Here is a 24,974-nt window from a genome sequence, read left to right as displayed (position 1 = left end):
TTATGGTTACCCACCACAAACGCTGGCTCGGCGCGATAGGCCTGGCACTGACCTGCTTCATGCCGTCACTGCATGCCGAAGACAAGACCCTGCGGCTGTACAACTGGGCCGATTATTTTGCCGAAGACACCCTGAGCCGTTTCACCGCCGAAACCGGGATCAAGGTGATCTACGACGTTCTCGATGGCAGCGAAACGCTAGAGGCGAAGATGCTGTCCGGCGGCAGCGGTTACGACCTGATCTTCCCCGGCGACACCGTGGCCGAGCGCCTCGTGCGCGCCGGCAGCCTGATGCCGCTGGATCAAGCGAAGCTGACGGCAATGGATGACATCGAGCCCGGTTTGCAGAAATTGCGCAGCCACTACGAGCACTCGCAAAAAGCCACGGTGCCGTACACCTGGGGCACCATCGGCCTGACCTACAACGAGGAGCAGATCAAACAGCGCATGGCCGATGCGCCGGTCAACAGCCTGGACATGCTGTTCAAACCAGAACTGGCGGCTAAATTCGCCAACTGCGGGATCTCGGTGATCGACTCGCCGGACGAAGTGCTCGCCGTCGTGCTCAATTACCTCGGCCGCGATCCGCGCAGCGCCAAACCGGCGGATCTGGCGGCAGCGAGTGATTTGCTGATGAAACTGCGGCCGTACATTCGCAAGTTCCAGTCGCAACCGGTGACCGATCTGGTCAATGGCAATCTGTGCCTGTCCCTCGGTTACAGCGGCGACATGACCCAGGCGCAACGCACCTCGGACAGCGCCGGCAAGCACACCAAATTTCAGTATCGAGTGCCGCGTGAGGGCACGACGATCTGGATGGACACCATGGCCATTCCCGTGGACGCCCGACACCCGGAATACGCCTATGCGTTCATCAACTTCGTCATGCGCCCGGAGAACATGGCGGCGATTAGCAATGCCACCGGTTACCCGACATCCAGCGCCAAGGCGCGGGCAAGTGTCGATGCGGTGATGCGCGACAACCCGGACATCTACCTCGACGAAGCGACCTATGCTCGGTTGATTACCGGCAAGGACATTTCCCAGGCCGACATGCGAGCGCGTATGCGCACCTGGACCAAATTCAAAACCGCCACCCGCCAATGATTCACGGCCGGCGAGCAAGCGCCGGCCTTCACCGATATTCAGGAAATGTACACATGACGACTCGTCGCGATTTCATCAAACAGGCCTCGGTGGTTGCCGGTGTCAGTGCAGCGGTGATGGGCCTCGGCCTGTCGCCGCGCACAGTGTTCGCCGCTGCGCAGGGCCGCTGGTTCATGCCCGACGAGGGCGATAAACACGAGCGCGCCTACATCGCCTTCGGCGCACAGGATGCAATCTGGGAGGACTTCACCGAGGATGCCCAGGAAGCGCTCGGCCGCATTGCCCGCGCCATCGCCCGGTTTGAACCGGTCACCGTGTTCTGCCGCCAGAACGAGCGCAGCATCGCCGAAGAATTCTGCGGCACACGCAACATCACTTATGTCACCGCTGCACTCGATGACATCTGGATGCGCGACATCAGCGCCAATTTCGTCATCGACGACAGGGGCGGCCTCGGTGCCGTGGACTTCAACTTCAGCGGCTGGGGCAACAAACAGCAGCACAGCAAAGACGCGAAAATCGCCCGACTTGTGGCCGCCGATGCGCAAGCGACCTATCAGCGCAGCGAACTGGTGGGCGAGGGCGGCGGCATCGAAGTCGATGGCCATGGCACCGGGATAATGACCGAGAGCAGCTGGATCAACAGCAACCGTAACCCGGACTGGAGCAAGGCTGATGTCGAGGCCGAATTGAAGGAACGTCTGGGCCTGCGCAAAATCATCTGGCTGCCGGGGATCAAGAACAAAGACATCACCGATGCCCACGTCGATTTCTATGCGCGCTTCATCAAGCCCGGCGTGGTGCTCGCCAACCTCGACACCGACCCTGAGTCCTACGATCACAAGGTCACGCTGGCGCACCTGGAAATTCTCAAGAACGCCACCGATGCCGACGGGCGTAAATTGCAGATCCACACGATTTCGCCGCCACTGAAGCCGCGCAAGAGCAAGTTCAACAAGGACAACGCTGACTTTGCCGCCGGGTACATCAATTACTTCGTGATCAATGGCGCGATCATCGCGCCGGAATTCGGCGACAAAGCGGCGGACAAAAAGGCGTTTGACCTGTTGTCCGAGCTGTACCCGGATCGTGAAATCGTCCAGCTCAACATTGATGCGATTGCGGCCGGAGGCGGCGGTATTCACTGCGTCACGAGCCATCAGCCACAGGCGTGATTGACTCTGAGGCGGATCAGGCCAACTATCGGCGGATAACAACATGACCGATGGACCTGACCTTGATCGAACGACGCCAATTCAGCGGAGGCATGAAGGGGAAAAACCTCCGCTATCTGAATGAGCAATCCGCTGACACCCGCATGACCCGCACCGGTTTCCTGCTGCTCGAACACTTTTCGCTGCCGGCCTTTACTCAGGCGCTGGACACGATCATCACCGCCAATCTGTTGCGGGCAGAGCTGTTTGCTTCGCGTACGTTCGGATTGGGTGAGGGTGAGGTGGTCAGTGATCTGGGCTTGGTCATTCGCCCGGACGCACGGATTGATCTGGCCGCGCTGGCTGATCTGGATCTGCTGGTGGTGTGCGGCGGGTATCGAACCGAGCTGAAGGCAACGGATGAACTGACCAGCCTGTTGCGAGCGGCGGCGGAGCGGGGCGTGTCCCTCGCCGGTTTGTGGAACGGCGCGTGGTTTCTCGGACGCGCCGGATTGCTTGACGGTTACCGCTGCGCGATTCACCCGGAACATCGCCCGGCCCTGACTGAAATTGCCAAGTCCACTCAGGTCAGCAGCGAGCCTTACGTGATCGATCGCGACCGGCTCACGGCCTCGAGTCCGTCCGGGGCGTTCCACATGGCGCTCGACTGGATCAAGAGCTTGCACGGCAAGGCGTTGGTCGAAGGTATCGAAGACATTCTGGCGTTTGAAGAGTCGCGGTATCGGCGGATCAAACCGGATGAAAACATCTGCGTCAGTGCGCCGTTGCGTGAAGTGGTGAAGTTGATGGATGCCAACCTTGAGGAGCCGCTGGAGCTGGAGCAACTGGCGGTTTACGCCGGCCGATCCCGCCGGCAGTTGGAGCGTCTGTTCAAGGAGCAACTCGGCACTACACCGCAGCGCTATTACCTGGAGCTGCGCATCACTGAAGCGCGGCGGTTGCTGCAACACACTGAGCTTTCACAAGTGGAAGTGCTAGTAGCGTGCGGCTTTGTTTCTCCAAGCCATTTCAGCAAATGCTACAGCTCATATTTCGGCTACCGACCCTCCAAAGAAAAACGACTAGTAAAATAACACCAGCGCGTCGTTGAAGGCGATTGCGTACGCGAAAACAAGACCCGAATATCAAAAGAGAAAGCCATTATGAAAGTCAAAGATCTGATCCTTCCCGAGGCTTACAGCGCCTTCGCTTCCAAGTATCAAGCGTTAGACGGCTTTTGTAATCTCAGACTGATAAACGAGCAAGACGCGTTCGACGAAACGCTGGAGACCGAGCTCGCGCAGGTATATGTGAGCGAGTCACAGTTGCGGGAAAAGTCCGAGGCGCTCAAGCAAGACTTTGTCTGTGATGGTTATTACGGTGAACCCGGCGATGTCAGTGATGAGCCGGGTGCCATTGCCGACATCACCGACTTCTCGAACATTATCTGTTTTGGCATGGCGGGTGACGGTAGCCCGTTTTGTTTCGACTACAGAGACGATCGCAAGCATCCGAGCGTCATCTGGTGGGAGGATGATCATTGGCGAAAAATCGCCGACAGTTTCGAAGATTTTATCGCCCTGTTTTCGTGATTCGAAGTTGAGCAACTGAAAAAGCGCAACGGCTGTCTCGCTGCCTGTCGGGGTCGAAGTCGAGAGCGGCGCCCCGTCGGACCGTCAAAGGAGTGACACCATGAAAGACGCAATTCGCCTCGGCGACTCCACCACCCACGGTGGCAAAGTCCTCGAAGCCTTCTCCCGGACCGACCTCAACGGCAAGCCGATTGCCGGGGTTGGTCACAAGGTCAGTTGCCCGTTGTGCAAAGGGATATTCCCGATTGCCGAGGGCAGCAGCACCTACACCGTCGATGGCACGCCCATCGCCCTCGACGGCATGAAAACCGCCTGCGGGGCCGCGTTGATTGCCAGTGGCCCGAAAGGGGCTGTCGTCAGCTAATCCGGATTTTTTCTTTGATGCGTGCCTCAGAGAGGCGGCTTTTTGTCGCCGTCTCGTTGAAGCCTTGACCTTGTTTCCTCCAGACCCGGGCCTTTTTGGCGGGTGAGATGCTGTGAATGACCACTGAAACTGCTGTCGCAAAACGTGAGCCCCAAGTTGCCATCGTTCCACTCAATGCCATCGATATTCAGGACGTCGCCAGCAGTGCGGCGACCTTCGATGCCTGGCTGCAATCGGCCACGGATGGCGTGGTCACGCTTGATCGGATCAGTATGAGTAACCTTATTGGTTGACGTTGTGCCGCCCACTTCATAGATGCCGACGAAAACAAACGACAAGCCATGAATGACCAAGTGTGCAAAATGTGGCGAGACAAACTGGTTTCATTGAATCGATACGAGAACCTGGAAGACGCTCGCCAGTTCTCGGCACTCGTGAGCAGTGTTCAAGATGAGCTCGATGAAAAAACGATTGATGTATTGCTACACAAGAACCAATAGAACGAAGAGACGCTAGATATGAGTCAGCATTACAACTTCTTTGTCGCCCATCTGAAAAAAGAGGCGTTGGTACAACTGTCAGCGGTCAGCCCGTTTCTCAAGGCATGGTTTGCGCAAGCGGGCATGGATATTGATCGCTTTGGCAGCAAATCCGGGAAGGTTGTCAAATTTTCCGAGAAGAACTATGAAAAAACTCTACAGGCGCCCGAGAGCGAAGCGATAGAGTTTTTTTCCGAGCGAATCTGGCCAAAGGATGAATGCGACGAACTGATGAACTGTAATGTCAGTGCAATTTTTTCGCGCAGAAACGGTTTGCTCTTGAGCGTCGCAGACGAGGTCATGAGCCTCGATCAACTGATCGAATCGTTCTGGCGACTGGAGGGCTTTGCCGAGCTCTTTGAATACCTGTATGCCTATCAGGAAACCCAGGGTTACGGAACCGGGTTTGGCCTGGGTTTTTACACCCCGGACGAGTCGCATCCTTTGATGTGGAAGGGACGCAGCCAGGTCGGCAAATGGGCAGCGGCCACTCGAAACGCAGTCGATGTTCACTACATCAGGGATGTTTTTGAATACAACGCGTTCAGTGAGGAAAAACTCAATGCCTTGCCGGCGCAAAAGCAAAGCGCACTGGAATCGGTGATGGATCGATTCGGTGAGCGCCAACTGCAAAACGGTTGGAATGTGTGGCGCGTGACTGGCGCCGATCAGCAAGACGCCAGAAATGAGCTGATTGCCAGCGATGTACTTGCCGCCTTCGTTTCTTGATGTTGATGTCGCAGTAGCGGCAACCAGCTTGCCCGTCAAAGGAGTGACACCATGAAAGACGCAATTCGCCTCGGCGACTCCACCACCCACGGTGGCAAAGTCCTCGAAGCCTTCTCCCGGACCGACCTCAACGGCAAGCCGATTGCCGGGGTCGGTCACAAGGTCAGTTGCCCGTTGTGCAAAGGGATATTCCCGATTGCCGAGGGCAGCAGCACCTACACCGTCGATGGCACGCCCATCGCCCTCGACGGCATGAAAACCGCCTGCGGGGCCGCGTTGATTGCCAGTGGCCCGAAAGGGGCTGTCGTCAGCTAATCCGGATTTTTTCTTTGATGCGTGCCTCAGAGAGGCGGCTTTGTGTCGCCTCTCGTTGAAGTCTTGACCTTGTTTCCTCCAGACCCGGGCCTTTTTGGCGGGTGAGATGCTGTGAATGACCACTGAAACTGCTGTCGCAAAACGTGAGCCCCAAGTTGCCATCGTTCCACTCAATGCCATCGATATTCAGGACGTCGCCAGCAGTGCGGCGACCTTCGATGCCTGGCTGCAATCGGCCACGGATGGTGTGGTCACGCTTGACCGAATCAAAAATTACGCGGGCTTCGTGCCGGTGGTGGGCAACATCATGGCGCTGGTCGATGCGCTGGGTGACATCGTCACCTTGTCGAACGCCAAGCAACGCGACTTGCTCGCGTGGGCCAGCCTTGGCATCAACCTGATCGGCGTTTTGCCGTTGCCGCCGGCGATGGCAGCGGCGCGCATGACCCTGCGCCCGACGCTGTTTCTGGTACGCCAGGAGATGAAGGCCGGCAGCAAATTGTTGCTCAGCACCTCCGTGATCGAAGTGTTGGTCGGGCACCTGAACGCTTCGATTGTCGGCACTCTGGATGATTTTGTTGAACAGGCCAAAGGTAAATTGCCCGGCATCCTCGCGGACGCTGGCAAGCTCGGCGAAGAGGTCATCAACGAGATAGCCAAAGGCATCGAAGCGGTGGCTTTCGGCAATCTGGATGCCAAAGGTGATTTGAATGCGGCGAGCGCTCAGGCGAGCGCTGCAGTCGACCAATTCAAGAATGATCCGCTGGCCTCATTCAGCAATGTATTCGGGGCTGCCGCGAGTGCTTATAAAGCGGCTGGCAAGGGCCTGGCCAACAGCGTGGCGCAGAACCTGGTGCCCGACGACTTCAAAAAAACCGTTTCCGACGAAACCAAAAAACTGCGTGCGATGGGGCCTGAGCTGCGCACCCAACTGAGCAAGCTCGACGATGAATCGGTGCAGAACTCCATCGGCTGGCTGCTGCTGATCCTCTCCAGTGCCGTGACCCTGTGGCGCAAGCGCAATGCTCATGGCCAGAGCACCGCGGTCCATCCAGATAAAACCGGTCAGGCAAAGCACACGGCGTCCGATGGTCAATTGGGATCCAGCGGCCAACAAGCTCCGGCGAAAGGCGCGCCCGAGCCGAAGAAAAACTGCGCCTGTTCCAGTACCGATCACAGCATTGATTTTGCCTTGGGTTCGGAAAGCCTCAGCCATACCGATTTCAGCCTGCCCGGCCCATTTCCGGTCGAGTGGACACGCACTTACAACTCACGCCTCGACGCCTACGATCACAGCGAACTCGGCGCTCGCTGGATCAACGAATTCACCACGCGTTTTGACTGCGCGGACGATGGCCTGACGTTCTACGGCGCCGATGGCCGCGACCACAGCTATCCGCTGCCAAAGGTCGGTCTGTTTCACTACGACGCCATCGAAAACATCACGCTGGTCCGCAACAATGAAGATCAGTTGTTGCTGTGCCGTGGCTTCGAACGCAAAGAAACCTACGTCCGCCATGGCCAGCGCTTCGTGCTGACCAATATTTCTCTGCGCAATGGCGCCGGGATCATGCTGCATTACGAGCATCGCCACGGCGAACAATCAGTCCTCTCCGACCTGATCACCTACCAGGAAAACGACTTCAGCAAAGTGCATCTGCACCTCGGCACGATGATCGACGATCACGGCCGGCTGATCGGCCTCTGGCAAATCGTTGACGGTGCTCCACTGCGGCAACTCTGCGCCTACCGCTACGACGCCTATGGCGACCTGATTCAGGCGCAGGACGAGAACGGTTCAGTCTGGTCGTATCAGTACCAACATCACCTGATCACCCGTTACACCGACCGCACCGGCCGAGGCATGAATCTGCAGTGGGACGGTTCGGGCGCCAAGGCCAAAGCCATCCGCGAATGGGCCGATGACGGCAGCTTCGACACGCGCCTGGAGTGGGACGAAAACATCCGTCTGACCTATGTCACCGATGCGCTCGGCAACGAGACCTGGCACTACTACGACATCCTTGGCTACACGTACCGCATTCGCTACGCCGATGAACGTTCGGAATGGTTCTTCCGCGACGATGCGAAAAACATCGTGCGCCGCGTCAATGCCGACGGCAGCACCGATCGCTACAGCTACGACGAGCGCAGCAACCTCCTCGAGCACATCCGCGCCGATCACACGGTGATGCACTACGCCTACGACGATCAGGATCTGCTGATCAAAATCCGCGATGCCGAGGGTGGCCAGTGGCAGCGCGCCTATGACGATCAGGGCAACCTGGTCGAAGCGCTCGACCCGCTCGGCAACAAAACCGAATACGCTTACAACAAGTCCGGCCAGCCCACCGCGATCAAGGACGCCAACGGCAACGAAAAAACGCTGGACTACAACGACGCTGGGCAATTGGTCGAGTACATCGATTGCTCGGGCAAAACCAGCGCCTGGGAATACAACGAACTGGGGCAGATGATCTGCTTCACCGACGCCGCCGGCAACGCCACCGAATACGAATACAAGGCCGGCCAATTGGTGCTGATCAAGCACCCGGACAAGACCGAAGAGCGCTTTGATCGTGACGCCGAAGGTCGCTTGTTGGCCCATGTCGATGGTCTTGATCGCTGCACCACGTGGAGCTATAGCGCGGCCGGTTTGATCGCCGAGCGCGTCGATGCCGCCGAGCAAACCCTGCGCTATCGCTGGGACCGTCTCGGACGGCTAACGGCGCTGGAAAACGAAAACGAACAACGCGCGCACTTTCACTACGACCCGGTCGGACGCCTGCTGGAAGAAAGCGGCTTCGATGGTCGCAGCACACGTTATCAGTACGACCCTTTAACGGGTCGCTTGGCCCAATCGATCAATGGCCAGCGCGTCATCTCGGTAAGTTTCGACCCGATGGGCCGCTTGACCGAACGTCGCGCCACCCTCGGCGACCAGTCGCAAAGCGAAACCTTCGCCTACGACGGCAACGGCAACATGGTGCTCGCTGACAACGCCGATAGCCGCCTGCAATGGTTCCACGACCCGGCCGGCAATCTGCTGCGCGAACACCAACATTACCTCGGACTGGAAAAACCCACCGTCGCGATCTGGCAGCACGAGTACGACGTGCTCAACCAGCGAGTGGCCACCGTGCGCCCGGACGGCCACCGCGTCAGCTGGCTGACGTACGGCAGCGGCCACCTGCTCGGTCTGCGCCTGGACGACCACGAACTGATCGGTTACGAACGCGACGACCTTCACCGCGAGGTCGCCCGCCATCAAGGCAACCACCTGCTGCAAATCCAGAGCTGGGATCCTGCCGGGCGCCTGCAAGAGCAACTGCTGGGCCGCAGCGACGACAAATCCACACTGCTCAAACGCGAATACACCTACGACGCCGCGGGCCAACTCACCGACATCAACGACAGCCGTCGCGGGCCGCTCGCCTATCGCTACGACCCCGTCGGCCGACTGCTCAGCGCTTCAACGCGCCAAGGCGTGGAAACCTTCGCCTTCGACCCGGCCGGTAACCTGCTCGACGACAAGGCAACGGAAATTCGCCGCCCACTGGACCTGACCCCACCGCGCAGCAAACTCGTTGATAACCTGCTGCGCGAATACGCCGGCACGCATTACGACTACGACGAACGCGGCAATCAGATCCAGCGCTGGCACAACGGCCAACGCAGCGATCTGCGTTGGGACCTGTTTGATCGACTGGTGCATTTCGAAGACCCGCGCCTGAGCGTGGATTTCGCCTACGACGCACTGGGACGCCGCCTGCACAAAAACTCCCGTGCGCACTACAAACAGCGGCCTGAAGCAGGTTCCCTCTGGAACAGAAACGAACACGCGCGCAAACAGCGGGAGCTGGGCTGCGGCTTCACCTTATACGGCTGGGATGGCGATAACCTCGCCTGGGAAAGCAGCCCGGCGCAGAGCGATGGCGAGCCGGGCCGCACGGTGCACTACGTCTTCGAACCGGGGACTTTTGTCCCAGTAGCGCAGGCTGTACGGCATGCGCCGATCGATCTGATTGGCCTGCCGGATTATAGCGGTGAGTACAGTCTGGATGAGGACCCGTTGTGGAATCACCAGGCAACGGCATTACCGTTTGACGCGTTGGCCTGGTATCAGTGCGATCACCTCGGCACCCCGCAGGAACTTACGGATTCACAAGGCAATATGGCCTGGACCGCACAGTACAAGGCGTGGGGGCGGGTGACTGAACAGCGTTCGGAATGGGCACGGCAGCACGGCGTGATGAACCCGATCAGGTTCCAGGGGCAGTATCACGATCATGAGACGGGGCTGCATTACAACCGGTATCGGTACTATGATCCGGGGGTTGGGCGGTTTATTAGTAAGGACCCTATCAGCTACGCGGGTGGCATCAACCTTTATACCTATGCGCCAAACCCGGTACTGTGGACAGATCCATGGGGCCTAAGTAACGAACCCCTAGGTGGCGAAAATAATCCCCTTGGTACATCTAGAGCAGCTCGGCGTGAAGCTATGAGGCAAGCCGGTATACCCACAAGCCAGCAACCCAGTGGCCAATCCAAAAATAAATCAGGATGGGAGTATCGTTACGACTCACCACAACCAGGTGGAGGTAAAGGACAATCATCCGTGCAGCAGCAAACAATGGACGTAAGTCATCCAGATAAACCACATTGGGAGGCAGGTAAAGTAAAGCTTGAGGATAACGGAAGCCCAAGGATGAGTAAGCATGGTCGCCCTCAGTTGCGCAACGGTAAAGGAAAGGCCTTCTATAAACAAGGGTGCTGCAAATGAACATAGATCCTTATAAAAGACAAATTCTTTATAGAAAGGCTCAAGGGAAAAAGGTGCTGAGTCAGTATCAAATGAAGATGGCTTCTCTTGTCGGGTTATCTTTTGATGAGTCGCTGCTTCTAAGTTTGCCGGAAACAGATAGTATAATTGCAGTATTGATGGCTGCGCGCGAAATTTCTTGCGTGCGCAAAGAGTATTCGTTATCCGTTGAAGCGCTTAGCTTTGCTTTTTCGGCAATCGAAAATCAAAAATACTATTTGCTTGTAGATGAGGATTGGAAATACTGCGGAGCATACGTGGTCGAGAGCGGAGTTTTGCTTTGTACGGGGTTTGACTTTGATAAAACCAGAAGCGACGAAATTAGATTAATTAGTGATGATTTTTCTACGCAGGTCTCTATTGATTATAGTGAAACTTGCGGCGAGAAAATTTTCGAGTGCTGTATAAAGAAATATGAGCAACCCTAGATTTTTAACCAGTCACCACTGAAAATGAAATTCCTTCTGGGATAAGCCACTTCTACTCGCTTCATCTTTAAAGGAATATATATGAAAAAGCTGCTTTGAAGATAGCGATGAAAATGGAGTCGCTAAGATCGCCGGCATTCCTGCATGGATTCAAGATGATGAGAGTCGAGATAGCTTGACTTATGTTCTTCAGATCAATAATTCTCGGCTTAATAAAGCGGCACTTAGCCATAAGAGTATTTTTGTCGGTGATATGGGGTATATTTTATTGAAAAGCAATATTGTCGGTGAAGATTTGTTGGCGGGAGAGTTTGTAATTCAAACCTCGTGAAAGGACTGTCTCTGTTAGCTTTTAAATGGCGTCGTATTTATTGTTGACGTTATTAGTGGATTAGGCTTTTCAGGTTCTGTCTTGAGTTCGGATGGTCCGCTGATGGTCATGGGCTTACCATTCCGAACTTTTAATATAATGGATTTCCCGGACGGCGCGAGTCGAAAAGAGGTTCTCGACAATTATTCGGCGGGCGTCATTCTAAAATGCGCATCCTGCAACCGCAGAGAAGGAAATCGAAAGTGAGCGTTATTGAACACATCGAGAAAAATTTTGGAAAAATTTCAAAAGGATGGAGTTTTTCTGAAGATGCGCATCCCTATCAAATCGTTGAGTGTCGGGATGGGAGTGTAGAGGGTGTCGTATCATTCTGCACATTAGGACTTTCGAATGTAGGACTTAAGTCCGCCGTTTCCCCACAAATAATATTTCATGAGCTATTGCTATCTGTTGATCAGCATGAGGTTCCAAAGAACGCGGTAGCAATAGTGAAACAGTTTGCAGACGATGCACTTGCTTCGAATTATGCATTATTGAATAATCAATTGGTCCAAAGGGAAGGAGTTGTTTTTGAGAATCACCTTTTTTCCGCCGTATGGGTCAAGCCCCCAGTTTTTTTTGGAGATGAATCTTTTTCTCATGAAGGTGTTGGCAGGGATGATGTCAGCTGTATTTTTGCGTGGCTTGTTCCGATATTTGATTCTGAGCTTAGTTATATAAAAGATAACGGAGCTGATGCCTTTGAGGCGCTACTTGAGAATTCGTCTGTCGATGTGTTTTCTCTAAGTCGAAAAAGTGTTGTGGATTAGCTCTGCGAGGGAGGTGTGAATGCTTTATCAGTTGTTATCAACACCAGGAACGCTCGGCTCCTATGTGTTCAGCAGGTCGCTAAATGAATTTTGATCACGTTATATTTATTGCAAGCACGGACTGTTTTTCTGGAAAACTGCTTGGTGAACGGTTTGCTGCAAATCTAGATGATATAAAATATGCCGCAAGAGCAGAAGCCCTTGAGATAATGAAGGGAGGGTCAAATTATTATTATGATGCAGACTTTTCTGAAGTTAGAGTCGCCAAGACGCAAAACGATTTTTTTCAGAGGCTTGCAGCTCTGAAAGATTCCGGTTTTATCATCAGTAAATTTTCCGAGCTTTACGAAGTTATCAGTAAACAAATATTAAACGAAAACGCCAATTCGATTAGGCTTATAACGAATGTATCTATTCGGCTGTATTGGTTGGACGTCGATGAATTTCAGATTGAAGTTTCTGACGCTCTGATCGAAGCAGTGATGCAGGTCCAAAATCTGGAGTTGCCTCTCGAGGCAGAAACAGATCTTGATTGGGACGATATTGATGAGTTGTGGAAGGAGGCTTCAACTGATTGGGATAAGTATATGAAGGGCATAATGTCGGATGTTCCTGATGCGCTTTGTGGGAGTTTCAATGAGCTTTATAACTCTCCGCTGTCTTTAAGTCATTTATATCTGTGGAGGGATAAATTGCCGTCAAATCAATTCTTGACCTTGATTCAGGCTATTGAAGATGAAGCTTTTCTGGAAATGGAGAAAATAAACAAGGATTACGCACTGCTGGTCAGGCCTGCCATGAAGCAATTTTACGAATGATGTATCTGGTGGAGTTTTTAAGGGGCAGATCACGTTTTTAATACTATTTAAATCCAGTCTGTCTTTGATAGATTCCAGTATTCCACATGTTCATGCAAAGAACAGAAAAAGTGAGTTGAGAATATTCATTTGTCCGGGGGGGAGTGTGAAGAACTACAAAATTATTTGTTATCGGGCAAAATTCGATACTTTCAAAAAGTTCACTAGCAGTCGTATTAGGAGTATCCCGGCAGGAATTGATGACGATTTCGCACTGCTAGCCTCTGGAGATCAAAATGGTTCCATTGGTTTCGATAGAACTACACAGGGCTTCGCGGCGATTAAGTCGTTAATTGCTAGGTGTTACTACATTGATATTAATGGAAAACTGCAATCGCCATCAAATAAAGAACTTCGTTATATGCCGCTCTTTATGTTTAGAGATAAAGAAGGGGAGTTCGAGCGCGCAGTGAATGCGCATAGACGATACGAAATAGATGTCAAAAAATATGAAATACTCTCAAGGCATCGAAGCGTGGAAAAAACTACGCCTCCCATACTGACTGTTTTTTTGCAGAGTGATGAGTTGTTCATATGCCAAGATGTATACAGTTTTTTCAAAAATACCTGCCAATATGTCGCGATCGCGAAAATTTCAGGCGAATATGGACATGGCGCGTTTGATGTTTTTTCTGGTGACTTAAGTTGTTTTTTTGACGAGTTTGGCGGTATTGCTGGAGAGTTCGCAGAGTGGATAATGGTTGATGATCCATCTAAACTTCCAATTTATTAACTTGAAAAAAATCTTTTTCTCGAAGTCGCCTTCTGAAATTCGGGCAAGTAGTCGCAGAATACGATTTTTGCTTCCTGTACTTTTTATTTTTGCATCATTTTTCATTATATAAATCTGTCACCTTTAACGAAGTGGAAGAGCTGGAGTGAAGGTAAAAACAGACGGCGCAGGACATATATGTCATGAGTAAGAATAAATATCAAATAGATGAAGATGTCTATCCGATCGCCTGGCGGTTCAATGCTCTGGACTGCCTATTATCTGATAGTGATAAGAAAAGAATAGTCTTATTTGGAACTCTGGAATCACAACGACTGTGGGATACGTTCATTCCAGTTAAAGACTTGATGGGGCTGGATAACAATGCTTTCAAACTGCAAGAGAAGGTTGCTTTGGACTTTGAATGTAAGTCTGAGCCTTTAAAATTCTTTGTGGAACGACTGAGCTTTCCTGATTTCATATGGTTTTTTTGGGGGCGGTCCTCGGCAGGAATTGTCCCACGTGAAGTTTTTTTAAAATCTTGGAATGATTTTTTTTACCCTTCTGATGAAAATTCATTACTGCTAATTCCCAAGAGTTCGAAAGTCATTTTCTCATTTGATGATATGTTTTTTTACGGTGACCTACTCAAAATCTGATCAGCTATGGTGCTGCCCCTCGGGTAGATCTAGCCGAGCCTACAGTTCCAAAGTCATGCAAGGGAAAAGGAGAAAAGGTTGATCCCGACTCTAAACTGAAAGAGTGGGCGAGTACCAGAGAGAATCCCCCACTGACCAATGGCGTACTGAAATCGATTATCCACAGGGTGACAAAATAATGAGTGAGCGACAGGAAATACTTGACGTTCTTGATAAGTTTTTAGGCGATATTCACGAAGAGGCTTCGAGACGTCTAGGCATAGTACTAAAAAGAAATTATGGTCACTACGAGTATTCGGGCGATAAATTCAGCGCCTATGTCACATTTCTTCCTGGTGAAGTAGAACTTGTATTCGATGGAGAGGAAATTGATGCCGGGAATTTTATTGTTTACTTGGATTTGTGTACTTCCGGTGGAGAAGTGCTTGGTAGGGGCATAGTGTCTGCTAGTGGAAGTTCTGCCGAGATTAGGGTGGTATTGGCCTCTTCTGGTGAATCCGTGATTACACAGTTACTAACATTCTTGGATAACTGACGTTAATGCTGCAACGGATAAACCCTCTAAACGGCAAATGGACGTTTGGCAACGAGCCGTCCGTCAGTCTCGAATGTCGGCTTCGCAGGCCAGGCGCCTGCGCAAACGCTCTGGCCAATATGTAAATTCGCTTAACTGCTGCTGTGACCAATAAATTACCGGAGAGATACAGATGTTTAATGAGTTGGTTTTTACCCAAGAAGTGCCTACGAAAGCCGACGCCTATGCTGGCGGAGGAGTCTATCTGCCGAGCGATGTAGTTTGGCCTCACTCGACAGATGGACAGCCACTTACACATCTAATCTCCTTTCCTGGTTCATGGTTTGCAGATGCGCTAATGAATGAAGATTATTGGATCTCGATTTTTATACCGTACCTGCCGGGAGAGGTAGTCCATTACAGGAAGCTAAGAGCTCTGAATGGAGTGTCTGAAGCTGTTGTTATAGGATATGTCCGATCCAGCGAAGAACGAATAGGAGCGTCCAATAATTTATTGGATTGTGGAAGAGTTCTACTTTCGTCGAATCCTGACTCTGATGATGATGAAAATTTGGCGTCTAAACTTGATGGCATAGACGCGTGGTTGCAGCCATCCATGTCATCAAATATAGGACGCAGACGGTTGTCTATTTATGGTGGGGATATAGACATCTCTCTGCCCAATAACAAAGGTATATTGTCCGATGGTATGGGATATCTTTTTCTGGATGATAATTTTTCAGATAAGAAAGGAACCGGGTGTGGTGCGTTTTTTCTCCAGTTAGGTTAGTTGAAAAGTTTTTAATACAACCATAACGGGTAGCCGTTGCTGCACAACGAGTAACCCGGACTCGGTGAAGCAGGCTGATGATAGCCTGAGCGAGTTGTCGCAGGTGGCAGTGTTGGTTGCATGCGGGTTCGTTTCGCCAAGCCATTTCAGCAAATGCCACAGCTCTTACTTCGGCTATCGCCCATCAAAAGAAAAACGCCTCGTCAAATAACCCTCGCCGTTGCCAGCCCGAGCTCACTTCGGTATTTCCAGGCGGTCGACTGATCTGATGCGAATTGGGTGGCTTGCCTGACATTCGGTAAAGAAATAGTCCAAACTTGACGCCTTCCAAGGGAAGATAATCCCGGGCTCAGATCCCCCCCAAAAATGGTTGTAAGAATTCATGCTGACCGCTTTTTTGCAGTACCCGGTTTCATTTGGTGACCCAGCCGCAAATTTCAATAAAATTCGCGATGCGGTTGGCTCGGCACAATTTGATCTCTTGGTAATGCCCGAGCTTTGCACCATCGGCTACTTTCACGACTCGCGTGAGGCATTGTCTCTTCATGCTGAATCGCCGCTCGATGGGCCGACGGCGCAATTCTTACTGCAACTTTCGGCGGAGAAGAATGCAACGCTGATTGCGGGTATCGCCGAGCGTGACGGCGATCAAATCTACAATACGGCGATTGTCGTATCGCGAGGACGCTGGCTGGGCAAGCAACGCAAGTGCCACCTGTCTCGTATAGAAAAGCTGATCTTCACCCCAGGCGATTCATTGGAGTGTTTCGATGACGGATTCTGCCGTTTCGGTGTTCTGACCTGTTTCGACCTTTGGATGCCAGAAGCCGCTCGCCTGTTGGTGCGCGAAGGTGCGCAGTTACTGTGTTGTCCAGCCAACTATGGTGGGCCTTGGACAACCCAGCTTGCGCGCATTCGCGCAATGGAAAACGCCACTCCGCTTATCTGTGCCAATCGTACGGGTGTGGAAATGTATGAAGGGGAAGAGGCGACATTCCGAGGTGAAAGCCAGATTGTCGGGCCTATGGGAGAAGTCTGGACTTGCGCCACAGAAGAGACGTCGCTGGGTTTGTCGATAATCGACCCGGCTGCACACGTCCTCAAGGCGAATCCTATGTGCGATGACTTGATGGCAGAGGCAAGCCGCTACGCTTTATCTGGCCCACACTTAAAATGAACCGATGGCAATAACGCGATCTGGCCCAACTCTGCCAAGGCATCCCAGCACCAGGGCATGCAGGCTGCTTAAACACCATTTCGCGCACACGTTTAACTTACACGCACTGTTACGCCATAACGGCTACAACACCTTGCGCCGTTGCCTACGCGTACGCCAGAATCCGCCGGCTTACGCGCCTTGAGGCGGGCTGTATCGTTTCCCTGTCACTGCAAAACAGTGATCGGGTTTGGTAGCCCGTTTTCTAAGCGTTATGCGCCGCTATATGCAGTCTCTTTTCGGGGCTCGGTGTTATATGGTGGCCATGCGTGGGGCTCCTTCGGGAGCGCCGGGGTTTACTCGCTTAGACCGGTCTACCAACCTGCGTAATGGTCACCACCCTCGTTTGGTAGCGTGAGTGATGGCTCCTTATTTTTGCTAAGCGAGTGTCATCTATGTTCAAAATTACGCCGAATCCGCCAGAAACCGACCCAATCCCCTACGACGCCGCGCTCGAACCTCAGAACATCAAAGAGGCCACTGAACGCGCCATCAACTTTTATCTCAATCCCTCAGCACTGAAGACCTCAATCCCCACCCGCAAAACCGGCAGGATCTACCTCATCGACCCGACGGTGGATAACGAAACACTGCTCGTCGAGGCGACTGAAACCTTGTCTTCCGCCAGTGACATGGCCCGTGAACTTGCCGACTTGATCGACAGTTCGCAACGCCGAAAGATGCTGATCCTGCAACAGGTGATCATGCTCAGCGAGTTGGTGATCGGTCGAGTCCTGGATAACCAGCGCTTGCCGAACTAGTCGCAACGCAGATGGGTGAGGGGGCTTGCCCCCTCATTGCACAGAAGCGTCCGCGATCGCGACGCTTCACGCCTTCTATCAAAGAACCTCAAACGGTTCTTGTCTGGAGTTTCAGCTGATGTCCCAGCCACCCGAACCAACGGCCACAGACCTGGTGTCCCCGTACGCATCGCCCAATTCAAGAAAGCTCCACGAAGCGGCCGAGCGGGCGCTTGATCATTACCTGTTGCCTGCCGCGATCATGGCCACACCTTACACACCCAACGCTCTGTTCATGACCAACCCGCAAGCAGACACTGAGTCGTTGCTGACCAACGCTTGCGGGTCCCTGGCGTCCGCCTCGGTCATGCTCGGCAATTTTGCCGGGGTGCTAGAGGGATCAAATCGCCATACGCTGCTGGGCATTGCGCAAGTGGTCATGTTGGGAGAGTTGGCGGTGAACAAGGCGTTGGATCTTGTTGTGCCAACCGATTGATCGCGCACGTTAGTCGGGGTTGATGGTGTCTGGTCGGGCGTCATCGCGAGCAGGCTCACTCCTACAGGGGGAACGCATTTCAAATGTAGGCCTTCGCCTGCTCGCGATAACGCCAGTACAGGCAAAGAATCTGCAAAACGTGACCATCCCTCAATCCTCAATCCCACCCTCAAATAATCAAGCAGTCAGCCTTTGCGACTGACTGCTTTTTTTCTACAGGTGATCGGCGTCGATCACCGCTTGCGCAAACGCCTGCGGGTCTTCCTGCGGCAAGTTGTGGCCAATCCCGCCGTTGATCAAGCGGAACTGATATTTGCCAGTAAAACGCTTGGCGTAATCCTCGGGCGCCGGGTGCGGTGCGCCGTTGGCGTCGCCTTCAAGGGTGATGGTCGGCACGCTGATCGACGGCGCGGTGGCCAGTTTTTGTTCCAGTGCTGCGTATTTCGCTTCGCCCTGCACCAGGCCCAGACGCCAGCGATAGTTGAACACGGTGATGTCGACGTGATCCGGGTTCTGCAGCGCTTTGGCGGAACTGTCGAAGGTGGCGTCGTCGAATTTCCACTGCGGTGACGCCAGTTGCCAGATCAGCTTGGCGAAGTCGTGGGTGTTTTTCTGGTAGCCGTCGCGACCACGGTCGGTGGCGAAGTAGAACTGATACCACCACTGCAATTCAGCCTTGGGCGGCAGCGGATCCTGCCCGGCGGCCTGGTTGCCGATCAGATAGCCGCTGACCGAGACCAGCGCCTTGACCCTTTCCGGCCACAGCGCCGAGACGATGTCCGCCGAACGTGCGCCCCAGTCATAGCCGCCGAGCACCGCTTGCTTGATCTTCAGTGCGTCCATGAAATCGATGACGTCACTGGCCAGCGCCGCCGGTTGGCCGTTGCGCAGGGTGTCCTTGGAGAGGAATTGCGTATCGCCATAACCCCGCGCATATGGCATCAGCACGCGGTAACCCTTGGCTGCCAGCAACGGCGCGACCTCGTCGTAGCTGTGAATGTCGTAGGGCCAGCCGTGCAGCAGAATCACCACCGGGCCATCGGCCGGGCCGGTTTCGGCGTAGGCCACATCCAGCACACCCGCCTGCACATGTTTCAGCGGGCCGAAGAGCGAGGGCGCCGAATAGCTGACCGCAGCAGGTTCAGTGGTTTGTGCCTGAGCCGTGCCAAAAGCGCCGAACAGCGACAGCGCCAGCATCGAAAGTCCGAAAGCGGTTTTGCGGGTGTGCAGTGCCATCTTCATGGTGACGTCTCCTGTGCGAGCCTTTGGCCAAGGGTTCTGAATGAATCCTTCAAACCTTGGGTGCATTTCAGCGTGGGGACGTATCTGGCCTGTGTCGAAGAGGGTCGTAGTTGAGTGGCGATGTATCGCGGCGGGGTTCGTACACAGTGTGATACACAGCGCCAAACGGGCAGATCAGTGGCCAGAATCCAGCCAAAATAATAAGTCGCTGTTTTAAAACAAAAAATATTTCATTTCGCGCTTCACAAAGCGGAAAAACCTTGGTAAATTGCGCCCCGTTCTCACAGCGAACCTCAACGAGGCGCTGGAAAGAGCAGTAGGGGCGTCGCCAAGCGGTAAGGCAGCAGGTTTTGATCCTGCCATGCGTTGGTTCGAATCCAGCCGCCCCTGCCATATTCGAAAAAACGCCAACTTCGCAAGAAGTTGGCGTTTTTTTATGCCTGCGATTTGTCCCGCCGCGAAGCAGGGCAGGCGAGTACGGCGCCTAAGCACCGTACCCGCCAAGCACTCAGTGCGGTGCGCGCGGGATGGTTTTCATCAGGTCTTCGGGGCTGATGTGGCCGACCACGCTGCCCGGTTGCGGCAGGTTGAGGATGTGGCCTTTCATCTTGCCGATGATGTGCATCTCGCACGGCTTGCAATCGAACTTCAGCGTCAGCACTTCATCGCCGTGGATCAACTGCATTGGCGCGACTTTGGTGCGCACACCGGTCACGCCTTTGGCCTGTTTCGGGCACAGGTTGAAGGAGAAACGCAGGCAGTGCTTGGTGATCATCACCGGCACTTCGCCTGGCTCTTCGTGCGCCTCGTACGCCGCATCGATCAGCTTCACGCCGTGACGGTGGTAGAAGTCGCGCGCCTTCTGGTTGTACACGTTGGCGAGGAACGTCAGGTGCGAATCCGGGTACACCGGCGGCGGGCTGGTTTCGGCTTTGCGGCTGCCACGCGGATGCGCGGCGACACGGGCGGCAGTCAGGGCTTCGATCACTTCACGGCGCAGGGATTTAAGCTGCGAGTTGGGGATGAAGAAGGCCTGTGGCGCATCGAGTTTGATGTCGGTGGCGTGGTACTGCGTGGTGCCGAGCTGGCCGAGCAGATCGCGCAATTGCTCCAGCGCTTGCTCAGGCTTGTTGGCCACACCGAACGGACCGGCGAGGGTGACGCTGACGCTGATGCCTTCTTCGCTGGTAGCGGTGATTTCCAGCTGTTCTTCACGCAGACGGGCGAACCAGCTCAGGGCCACACGACGCTCGGAAGAGGTCTTTTGCAGCGCCTGTTGCCAGTTGTGGTCGAGGTTGCGATTGAGCGGGTGGCTCGGGCGCAGCTTGAACAGGCCTTCGGGCATTTCGTTCGGCTCGACGCGGTAGCGATAGCGCTTCTCGCCGTCTTCCTCGAACTCGCCTTTTGGCTCGGCGATGTTGGCGCGGAAACCGACCACTTCACGCTTGACCAGCACGTTCAGGCCATCGCCGTTGGACAGCGGTTCGTGGGTCACGACCTGCATGTCACGCTTGCCGACTTTCTCGACGGTGCCCACCGGCAGACCGGTGAAGGTCGGTGAGTCGAAGGCGCCGATGTCGATCTTGCGATCAGTGACGAAGTAGTCGGTGCTGCCACGGTGGAACGTCTTTTCCGGGTCCGGCAGGAAGAAGTGTGCGGTGCGGCCGCTGGAGGCGCGGGCCAGGTCCGGACGATCTTCGAGCACGTCGTCGAGGCGCTGGCGGTAATAGGCCGTGATGTTCTTCACATAGCCCATGTCTTTGTAGCGACCTTCGATCTTGAACGAGCGCACACCGGCTTCGACCAGGGCACGGATGTTGGCGCTCTGGTTGTTGTCTTTCATCGACAGCAGGTGTTTTTCGTAGGCGATCACGCCACCCTTTTCGTCTTTGAGGGTGTACGGCAAACGGCAGGCCTGCGAGCAGTCGCCACGGTTGGCGCTGCGCCCGGTCTGCGCGTGGGAAATGTTGCACTGGCCGGAGAACGCCACGCACAACGCGCCATGAATGAAGAATTCGATGGCGGCGTCGGTTTCGTCGGCGATCGCGCGGATTTCTTGCAGGTTCAGCTCACGGGCCAGCACCAGTTGCGAGAAACCGGCCTGGTCGAGGAACTTCGCCCGCTCCAGCGTGCGGATGTCGGTCTGGGTCGAGGCGTGCAGCTCGATCGGCGGAATGTCCAGCTCCATCACGCCCAGATCCTGAACGATCAGCGCGTCGACCCCGGCGTCGTACAACTGATGGATCAGCTTGCGCGCCGGCTCCAGTTCGTTGTCGTGCAGGATGGTATTGATGGTGGTGAAGATGCGCGCGTGATACTTGCGGGCGAATTCCACCAGACCGGCTATCTCGCTCACTTCGTTGCAGGCGTTGTGGCGGGCGCCGAAGCTCGGGCCACCGATGTACACGGCGTCGGCGCCGTGCAGGATCGCCTCACGGGCGATGGCGACATCGCGGGCAGGGCTGAGCAATTCCAGATGATGCTTGGGCAAGGACATAGTTTTTTTAGTCAGGCTGTCACGGTTAGGCGCGCATTGTAGCCGCGAAACGCGCGCCCGGCACGCCTGCGCTGCCCGATGGCACAGATGCAATGGTCGACACCAAAACCTGTGGGAGCTGGCTTGCCAGCGATAGCGGAGTATCAGGCGACTTTAATGTGTGATGTGCCGACGCCATCGCTGGCAAGCCAGCTCCCACAATGTTTGTACCGCCACAAAACCTTGCGTACGACACCAAAACCTGTGGGAGCTGGCTTGCCAGCGAAAGCGGAGTATCAGGCGACATCAATGTGTGATGTGCCGACGCCATCGCTGGCAAGCCAGCTCCCACGATGATTTGTACCGCCACAAAACCTTGCGTACGACACCAAAACCTGTGGGAGCAAGCCCCCTCCCACAGTGGTTTACAACATCGAGTCGGATCAGGCCTTTGCAGCCATCGCAGTCACTTCCACACGCATGCCTTCAACGGCCAGCGAGGCAACGCCGACCGCCGCACGCACAGGCCACGGCTTGGCGAAGAAGCGCTTGTACACCTCGTTGAATGCTGCGCGGTCAGCCATGTCGGTCAGGTAGATGGTCAGATGCATCACCCGATCCATCGAACTGCCGGCGCGTTCCAGCGCAACCTTCAGTGCTTGCAGGGTGCATTCGCTTTGTTCGGTGATGCCGCCCAGTTCCAGGCTGCCATCGGCACGGGTCGGGATCTGGGTGGAGACCATGATCCCACCGAAGGTCGCGACGTCGGAGGAAATGGAGTCGGCGTCCGGATCCGGGGTAAAGGTGATGTCTTGGTTGGCCATGCTGATCTCTTGTTCGAGTGAGTAAGGATCGCGCCAGTTTACAGATTCACGGGCGACATGGCCCGTTAAGGCAAACGGCACAGATCAGATCGGCAGTGTGGCTTCTTCTGCTGCAATGGCCGCGCGCACGCTCGGGCGTTCGGCAATGCGCTTGATGTAGGCAGCGAGCGTCGGCCACTGCTCGATGTTGATCTTGAACACCGGCAGCCATTGCAGCACGGTAAACAGATAAGCATCGGCGACACCGAATGTGCCCATCAGGTAATCCTGCGTCGCAAGCATCTGGCTCAGGAAGTCCAGCCGCTTGAACAGGGTGTGTTTGAAGATCGCCTTGACCGCCTGCGGGATCTCGCTGTTAAACAGCGGCGCGCTGCCGCCATGGATTTCACTGCTGATGAAATTCAGGTGTTCCTGTAACCGCGTGCGCTCCCAAGTGCCCTGAGCCGGCGCCAATGCGTTCCCGGGAACCTGGTCAGCGAGAAACTGCACAATCGCCGGCCCCTCCGTCAGCACCTCACCGTTATCCAGCACCAGCGCAGCAACATAGCCCTTGGGATTGATCTCCCGAAAGTCACGGCCGTCGGCTGTGCGTTTGGTCTGGTTGTTCACGCGAACCAGTTCAAAGGGCAGGTCGAGTTCCCGCAGCACAATGTGCGGTGACAACGAGCAGGTCATCGGCGCGAAATACAGTTTCATGGCGGTTCCTTGCTGAAAGAAGGCGCTAGAATCCACCGTCGCCGAAGCTTTCGCAAAGGTCATTTCGAGTGATAGCGTATGACAAAATCTCATGGGCATGGAGTGTCACATGGTGGTCAGGTTGCCTTCTCTCAATGGCTTGAGAGCCTTCGAATGTGCCGCTCGCCACATGAGCTTTACCAAGGCTGCGCAAGAGCTGAACGTCACCCAGACCGCCATCAGTCACCAGATCCGCCGCCTCGAAGAAGAGCTGGGTGTGCCGCTGTTTCTGCGACTCAAGGACGGCCTGGCGCTGACGGAAAGCGGGCACGCCTACTTGCCGGGTGTACGCTCGGCATTCCATGAATTGCGCTATTCGACGGAGCAGTTGCTGGCGTCGCGCAACAACGATGTGCTGACCATCAGCACGTTGGTGTCAGTGGCGTCCAAGTGGCTATTGCCGCGCCTGCCGGCGTTTCAAAAAGCCTTTCCGGATATCGATGTGCGGGTCAGTGCATCCACCGATCTGGTGGATTTTCATCACGGCGGTATTGATGCGGCGATTCGCTATGGTCGAGGTGACTGGAAGGACTTGCGCGCTGATTTCCTGATGTCCGATGAGGTCTTTCCGGTGTGCAGTCCGGCATTGCTCAGCGGCACGAAGGCACTGAACACACCCGCCGACTTGATCAACAACACGATGCTGCAAGTCAGTGGCATGACCGCCGGCGACTGGAACCTCTGGTTGCGCGCGGCAGGGCAGCCACCTCGACTGGCCGAAGCACCACGGCTGACCTTCGATCTGGCAATGATGGCGGTGCAGGCCGCCGTCGACGGGCAGGGCTTATGCATCGGGCGCTCAACCTATGTGGATGATGATCTGCGGGCGGGCCGACTGGTGGCGCCGTTTGATCTGCGTCTGCAAGACGATCTGGGTTTCTATCTGGTGACGCCGCATGAAACAGCGGACTCGAAGAAAATCGTCGCCCTGAGAACATGGCTGATGCAGCAAAGCAGCGAAACGTTTGTATAAGCGTGTATCAATCTCGGCCGGGGACACACGCCAATAACAAACGGCAGGTTTACGACACATAACCCTTACATGCCTTGCGCAAAGTAGCGGTCACACCACCACTACGTTCGAGAGGTCAACATCATGCGCCGTCCATTGTTTCTGGCTACCGCTGCAATACTCGCGTCCCTGGCCGGCGCCGCACATGCCGCTGACGCAACACCCAAGAGTTGGCAGCAAGGTCTGAGCCGTACCGATCTGGTACGCCAGGACCTCGGCGCCGCCGATCGCGAAGTGATTCAGGCACGGGTCGATTTCGAACCGGGCGTGACCTCGCCACGGCATGCGCATCCCGGTGTCGAGGTGGCGTTCGTGATCAACGGCACCTTCGAATATCAACTGGAGGGCAGGGCGCCCGTGACGCTGAAGGCTGGGGATTCGCTGTTTATCCCGGAGGGTGTTGCGCATATCGCCAGCAACATCGGCACTGACAAGGGCTCAGAGTTGGCGACGTATATTGTGAAGAAAGGCGATCCGTTATTGATTCTCAAGCCGTAGCACTGCGCTTT

At 54.7% G+C, this 24,974-nt stretch carries 26 protein-coding genes, 1 tRNA gene and 1 pseudogene; 24 read left to right on the top strand and 4 right to left on the bottom strand.

Going from position 1 to position 24,974, the window contains the following annotated elements; all coding sequences use genetic code 11:
• Positions 1–2 precede the first annotated feature (2 nt).
• The 21 genes and pseudogenes from KI231_RS16275 to KI231_RS16175 all read left to right on the top strand — a co-directional run bounded on the left by KI231_RS16275 (position 3) and on the right by KI231_RS16175 (position 18,176).
• The gene (locus tag KI231_RS16275) at positions 3–1,106 is read left to right on the top strand and encodes an extracellular solute-binding protein (RefSeq protein WP_212809088.1); all 1,104 of its coding nucleotides are present in this window, start codon (positions 3–5) and stop codon (positions 1,104–1,106) included.
• 53 nt (positions 1,107–1,159) lie between these two features.
• On the top strand, positions 1,160–2,281 hold the full coding sequence (locus KI231_RS16270; protein WP_212809087.1) for an agmatine deiminase family protein: 1,122 nt from the start codon (positions 1,160–1,162) through the stop codon (positions 2,279–2,281).
• A 50-nt stretch (positions 2,282–2,331) separates the two neighbouring features.
• Positions 2,332–3,354, top strand: coding sequence for a transcriptional regulator SouR (souR, locus tag KI231_RS16265; protein WP_212809086.1), 1,023 nt, complete (start codon positions 2,332–2,334; stop codon positions 3,352–3,354).
• A 69-nt stretch (positions 3,355–3,423) separates the two neighbouring features.
• Complete coding sequence (locus KI231_RS16260; protein ID WP_212809085.1) at positions 3,424–3,852, top strand: SMI1/KNR4 family protein; 429 nt, start codon at positions 3,424–3,426, stop codon at positions 3,850–3,852.
• 100 nt (positions 3,853–3,952) lie between these two features.
• On the top strand, positions 3,953–4,216 hold the full coding sequence (locus tag KI231_RS16255) for a PAAR domain-containing protein (RefSeq protein WP_011333757.1): 264 nt from the start codon (positions 3,953–3,955) through the stop codon (positions 4,214–4,216).
• Positions 4,217–4,332: 116 nt separating this feature from the next.
• A complete protein-coding gene (locus KI231_RS16250; protein WP_212809084.1) occupies positions 4,333–4,509 on the top strand; it encodes a hypothetical protein in 177 nt (58 codons plus the stop codon).
• Between the two features lie 330 nt (positions 4,510–4,839).
• Positions 4,840–5,484, top strand: coding sequence for a hypothetical protein (locus KI231_RS16245; protein ID WP_212809083.1), 645 nt, complete (start codon positions 4,840–4,842; stop codon positions 5,482–5,484).
• 51 nt (positions 5,485–5,535) lie between these two features.
• Positions 5,536–5,799 (top strand): PAAR domain-containing protein, encoded by a 264-nt coding sequence (locus KI231_RS16240; RefSeq protein ID WP_011333757.1) that lies wholly within the window; start codon positions 5,536–5,538, stop codon positions 5,797–5,799.
• A gap of 115 nt (positions 5,800–5,914) precedes the next feature.
• A complete protein-coding gene (locus KI231_RS16235; protein WP_249412044.1) occupies positions 5,915–10,585 on the top strand; it encodes an RHS repeat-associated core domain-containing protein in 4,671 nt (1,556 codons plus the stop codon).
• The gene (locus KI231_RS16230; protein ID WP_212809082.1) at positions 10,582–11,052 is read left to right on the top strand and encodes a hypothetical protein; all 471 of its coding nucleotides are present in this window, start codon (positions 10,582–10,584) and stop codon (positions 11,050–11,052) included. The genes KI231_RS16235 and KI231_RS16230 overlap by 4 nt, the downstream gene beginning before the upstream one ends.
• 175 nt (positions 11,053–11,227) lie before the next feature.
• On the top strand, positions 11,228–11,383 hold the full coding sequence (locus tag KI231_RS16225) for a hypothetical protein (protein ID WP_212809081.1): 156 nt from the start codon (positions 11,228–11,230) through the stop codon (positions 11,381–11,383).
• 242 nt (positions 11,384–11,625) lie between these two features.
• Entirely contained in the window at positions 11,626–12,192 is a 567-nt protein-coding gene (locus tag KI231_RS16220; RefSeq protein ID WP_212809080.1) for a suppressor of fused domain protein, read from the top strand.
• Between the two features lie 83 nt (positions 12,193–12,275).
• The gene (locus KI231_RS16215) at positions 12,276–13,010 is read left to right on the top strand and encodes a hypothetical protein (protein ID WP_212809079.1); all 735 of its coding nucleotides are present in this window, start codon (positions 12,276–12,278) and stop codon (positions 13,008–13,010) included.
• A gap of 145 nt (positions 13,011–13,155) precedes the next feature.
• Entirely contained in the window at positions 13,156–13,782 is a 627-nt protein-coding gene (locus tag KI231_RS16210; RefSeq protein WP_212809078.1) for a hypothetical protein, read from the top strand.
• A gap of 182 nt (positions 13,783–13,964) precedes the next feature.
• Positions 13,965–14,420: a hypothetical protein gene (locus tag KI231_RS16205; RefSeq protein ID WP_103302270.1), complete on the top strand. Its 456-nt coding sequence runs from the start codon at positions 13,965–13,967 to the stop codon at positions 14,418–14,420.
• Between the two features lie 178 nt (positions 14,421–14,598).
• Positions 14,599–14,955: a hypothetical protein gene (locus KI231_RS16200; RefSeq protein ID WP_212809077.1), complete on the top strand. Its 357-nt coding sequence runs from the start codon at positions 14,599–14,601 to the stop codon at positions 14,953–14,955.
• Between the two features lie 172 nt (positions 14,956–15,127).
• Positions 15,128–15,724, top strand: coding sequence for a hypothetical protein (locus KI231_RS16195; protein ID WP_212809076.1), 597 nt, complete (start codon positions 15,128–15,130; stop codon positions 15,722–15,724).
• A gap of 88 nt (positions 15,725–15,812) precedes the next feature.
• Positions 15,813–15,935 (top strand): annotated as a pseudogene (locus KI231_RS16190) (GlxA family transcriptional regulator); the annotation flags it as partial.
• 171 nt (positions 15,936–16,106) lie between these two features.
• Positions 16,107–16,901 carry a nitrilase-related carbon-nitrogen hydrolase gene (locus tag KI231_RS16185; protein ID WP_212809075.1) on the top strand — a complete coding sequence of 265 codons (795 nt, stop codon included), beginning with the start codon at positions 16,107–16,109 and terminating at the stop codon, positions 16,899–16,901.
• 434 nt (positions 16,902–17,335) lie between these two features.
• Positions 17,336–17,701, top strand: a complete 366-nt coding sequence (locus KI231_RS16180) for a DUF6124 family protein (RefSeq protein ID WP_212809074.1) — start codon at positions 17,336–17,338, stop codon at positions 17,699–17,701.
• A 118-nt stretch (positions 17,702–17,819) separates the two neighbouring features.
• Complete coding sequence (locus tag KI231_RS16175; RefSeq protein ID WP_212809073.1) at positions 17,820–18,176, top strand: DUF6124 family protein; 357 nt, start codon at positions 17,820–17,822, stop codon at positions 18,174–18,176.
• A 213-nt stretch (positions 18,177–18,389) separates the two neighbouring features.
• On the opposite strand, the gene KI231_RS16170 is transcribed toward KI231_RS16175, so the two are convergent.
• Entirely contained in the window at positions 18,390–19,418 is a 1,029-nt protein-coding gene (locus tag KI231_RS16170; protein ID WP_212809072.1) for an alpha/beta fold hydrolase, read from the bottom strand.
• A gap of 318 nt (positions 19,419–19,736) precedes the next feature.
• Between KI231_RS16170 and KI231_RS16165 the strand changes: the two genes are divergently transcribed.
• Positions 19,737–19,811 (top strand) — tRNA-Gln (locus tag KI231_RS16165).
• A 115-nt stretch (positions 19,812–19,926) separates the two neighbouring features.
• Here KI231_RS16165 and KI231_RS16160 read toward each other — a convergent pair.
• The 3 genes from KI231_RS16160 to gstA all read right to left on the bottom strand — a co-directional run bounded on the left by KI231_RS16160 (position 19,927) and on the right by gstA (position 23,414).
• Positions 19,927–21,915, bottom strand: a complete 1,989-nt coding sequence (locus tag KI231_RS16160; RefSeq protein WP_212809071.1) for a peptidase U32 family protein — start codon at positions 21,913–21,915, stop codon at positions 19,927–19,929.
• Positions 21,916–22,337: 422 nt separating this feature from the next.
• Entirely contained in the window at positions 22,338–22,718 is a 381-nt protein-coding gene (locus KI231_RS16155; RefSeq protein WP_123464338.1) for a RidA family protein, read from the bottom strand.
• An 84-nt stretch (positions 22,719–22,802) separates the two neighbouring features.
• Positions 22,803–23,414: a glutathione transferase GstA gene (gene gstA / locus KI231_RS16150; protein WP_212809070.1), complete on the bottom strand. Its 612-nt coding sequence runs from the start codon at positions 23,412–23,414 to the stop codon at positions 22,803–22,805.
• A 109-nt stretch (positions 23,415–23,523) separates the two neighbouring features.
• Between gstA and KI231_RS16145 the strand changes: the two genes are divergently transcribed.
• Positions 23,524–24,426 carry a transcriptional regulator GcvA gene (locus KI231_RS16145; RefSeq protein ID WP_212809069.1) on the top strand — a complete coding sequence of 301 codons (903 nt, stop codon included), beginning with the start codon at positions 23,524–23,526 and terminating at the stop codon, positions 24,424–24,426.
• Positions 24,427–24,549: 123 nt separating this feature from the next.
• Positions 24,550–24,963 carry a cupin domain-containing protein gene (locus KI231_RS16140; protein ID WP_212809068.1) on the top strand — a complete coding sequence of 138 codons (414 nt, stop codon included), beginning with the start codon at positions 24,550–24,552 and terminating at the stop codon, positions 24,961–24,963.
• The last annotated feature ends 11 nt before the right edge of the window (positions 24,964–24,974 follow it).

Origin of the sequence: Pseudomonas sp. Seg1 (genome assembly GCF_018326005.1) — a bacterium.
GTDB lineage: Bacteria > Pseudomonadota > Gammaproteobacteria > Pseudomonadales > Pseudomonadaceae > Aquipseudomonas.
This window is presented reverse-complemented; position numbering and strand designations above follow the sequence as displayed.

What these genes read in the sequence shown, in the direction of transcription:
- KI231_RS16140 (WP_212809068.1), top strand. Translation starts at nt 24,550, where the DNA reads ATGCGCCGTCCATTGTTTCTGGCTACCGCTGCAATACTCGCGTCCCTG.
- gstA (WP_212809070.1), bottom strand. Translation starts at nt 23,414, where the DNA reads ATGAAACTGTATTTCGCGCCGATGACCTGCTCGTTGTCACCGCACATT.
- KI231_RS16250 (WP_212809084.1), top strand. Translation starts at nt 4,333, where the DNA reads ATGACCACTGAAACTGCTGTCGCAAAACGTGAGCCCCAAGTTGCCATC.
- KI231_RS16175 (WP_212809073.1), top strand. Translation starts at nt 17,820, where the DNA reads ATGTCCCAGCCACCCGAACCAACGGCCACAGACCTGGTGTCCCCGTAC.
- souR (WP_212809086.1), top strand. Translation starts at nt 2,332, where the DNA reads ATGGACCTGACCTTGATCGAACGACGCCAATTCAGCGGAGGCATGAAG.
- KI231_RS16185 (WP_212809075.1), top strand. Translation starts at nt 16,107, where the DNA reads ATGCTGACCGCTTTTTTGCAGTACCCGGTTTCATTTGGTGACCCAGCC.
- KI231_RS16260 (WP_212809085.1), top strand. Translation starts at nt 3,424, where the DNA reads ATGAAAGTCAAAGATCTGATCCTTCCCGAGGCTTACAGCGCCTTCGCT.
- KI231_RS16195 (WP_212809076.1), top strand. Translation starts at nt 15,128, where the DNA reads ATGTTTAATGAGTTGGTTTTTACCCAAGAAGTGCCTACGAAAGCCGAC.
- KI231_RS16255 (WP_011333757.1), top strand. Translation starts at nt 3,953, where the DNA reads ATGAAAGACGCAATTCGCCTCGGCGACTCCACCACCCACGGTGGCAAA.
- KI231_RS16160 (WP_212809071.1), bottom strand. Translation starts at nt 21,915, where the DNA reads ATGTCCTTGCCCAAGCATCATCTGGAATTGCTCAGCCCTGCCCGCGAT.
- KI231_RS16205 (WP_103302270.1), top strand. Translation starts at nt 13,965, where the DNA reads ATGAGTAAGAATAAATATCAAATAGATGAAGATGTCTATCCGATCGCC.
- KI231_RS16155 (WP_123464338.1), bottom strand. Translation starts at nt 22,718, where the DNA reads ATGGCCAACCAAGACATCACCTTTACCCCGGATCCGGACGCCGACTCC.
- KI231_RS16215 (WP_212809079.1), top strand. Translation starts at nt 12,276, where the DNA reads ATGAATTTTGATCACGTTATATTTATTGCAAGCACGGACTGTTTTTCT.
- KI231_RS16200 (WP_212809077.1), top strand. Translation starts at nt 14,599, where the DNA reads ATGAGTGAGCGACAGGAAATACTTGACGTTCTTGATAAGTTTTTAGGC.
- KI231_RS16240 (WP_011333757.1), top strand. Translation starts at nt 5,536, where the DNA reads ATGAAAGACGCAATTCGCCTCGGCGACTCCACCACCCACGGTGGCAAA.
- KI231_RS16245 (WP_212809083.1), top strand. Translation starts at nt 4,840, where the DNA reads ATGGATATTGATCGCTTTGGCAGCAAATCCGGGAAGGTTGTCAAATTT.
- KI231_RS16270 (WP_212809087.1), top strand. Translation starts at nt 1,160, where the DNA reads ATGACGACTCGTCGCGATTTCATCAAACAGGCCTCGGTGGTTGCCGGT.
- KI231_RS16145 (WP_212809069.1), top strand. Translation starts at nt 23,524, where the DNA reads ATGGTGGTCAGGTTGCCTTCTCTCAATGGCTTGAGAGCCTTCGAATGT.
- KI231_RS16275 (WP_212809088.1), top strand. Translation starts at nt 3, where the DNA reads ATGGTTACCCACCACAAACGCTGGCTCGGCGCGATAGGCCTGGCACTG.
- KI231_RS16235 (WP_249412044.1), top strand. Translation starts at nt 5,915, where the DNA reads ATGACCACTGAAACTGCTGTCGCAAAACGTGAGCCCCAAGTTGCCATC.
- KI231_RS16230 (WP_212809082.1), top strand. Translation starts at nt 10,582, where the DNA reads ATGAACATAGATCCTTATAAAAGACAAATTCTTTATAGAAAGGCTCAA.
- KI231_RS16180 (WP_212809074.1), top strand. Translation starts at nt 17,336, where the DNA reads ATGTTCAAAATTACGCCGAATCCGCCAGAAACCGACCCAATCCCCTAC.
- KI231_RS16170 (WP_212809072.1), bottom strand. Translation starts at nt 19,418, where the DNA reads ATGAAGATGGCACTGCACACCCGCAAAACCGCTTTCGGACTTTCGATG.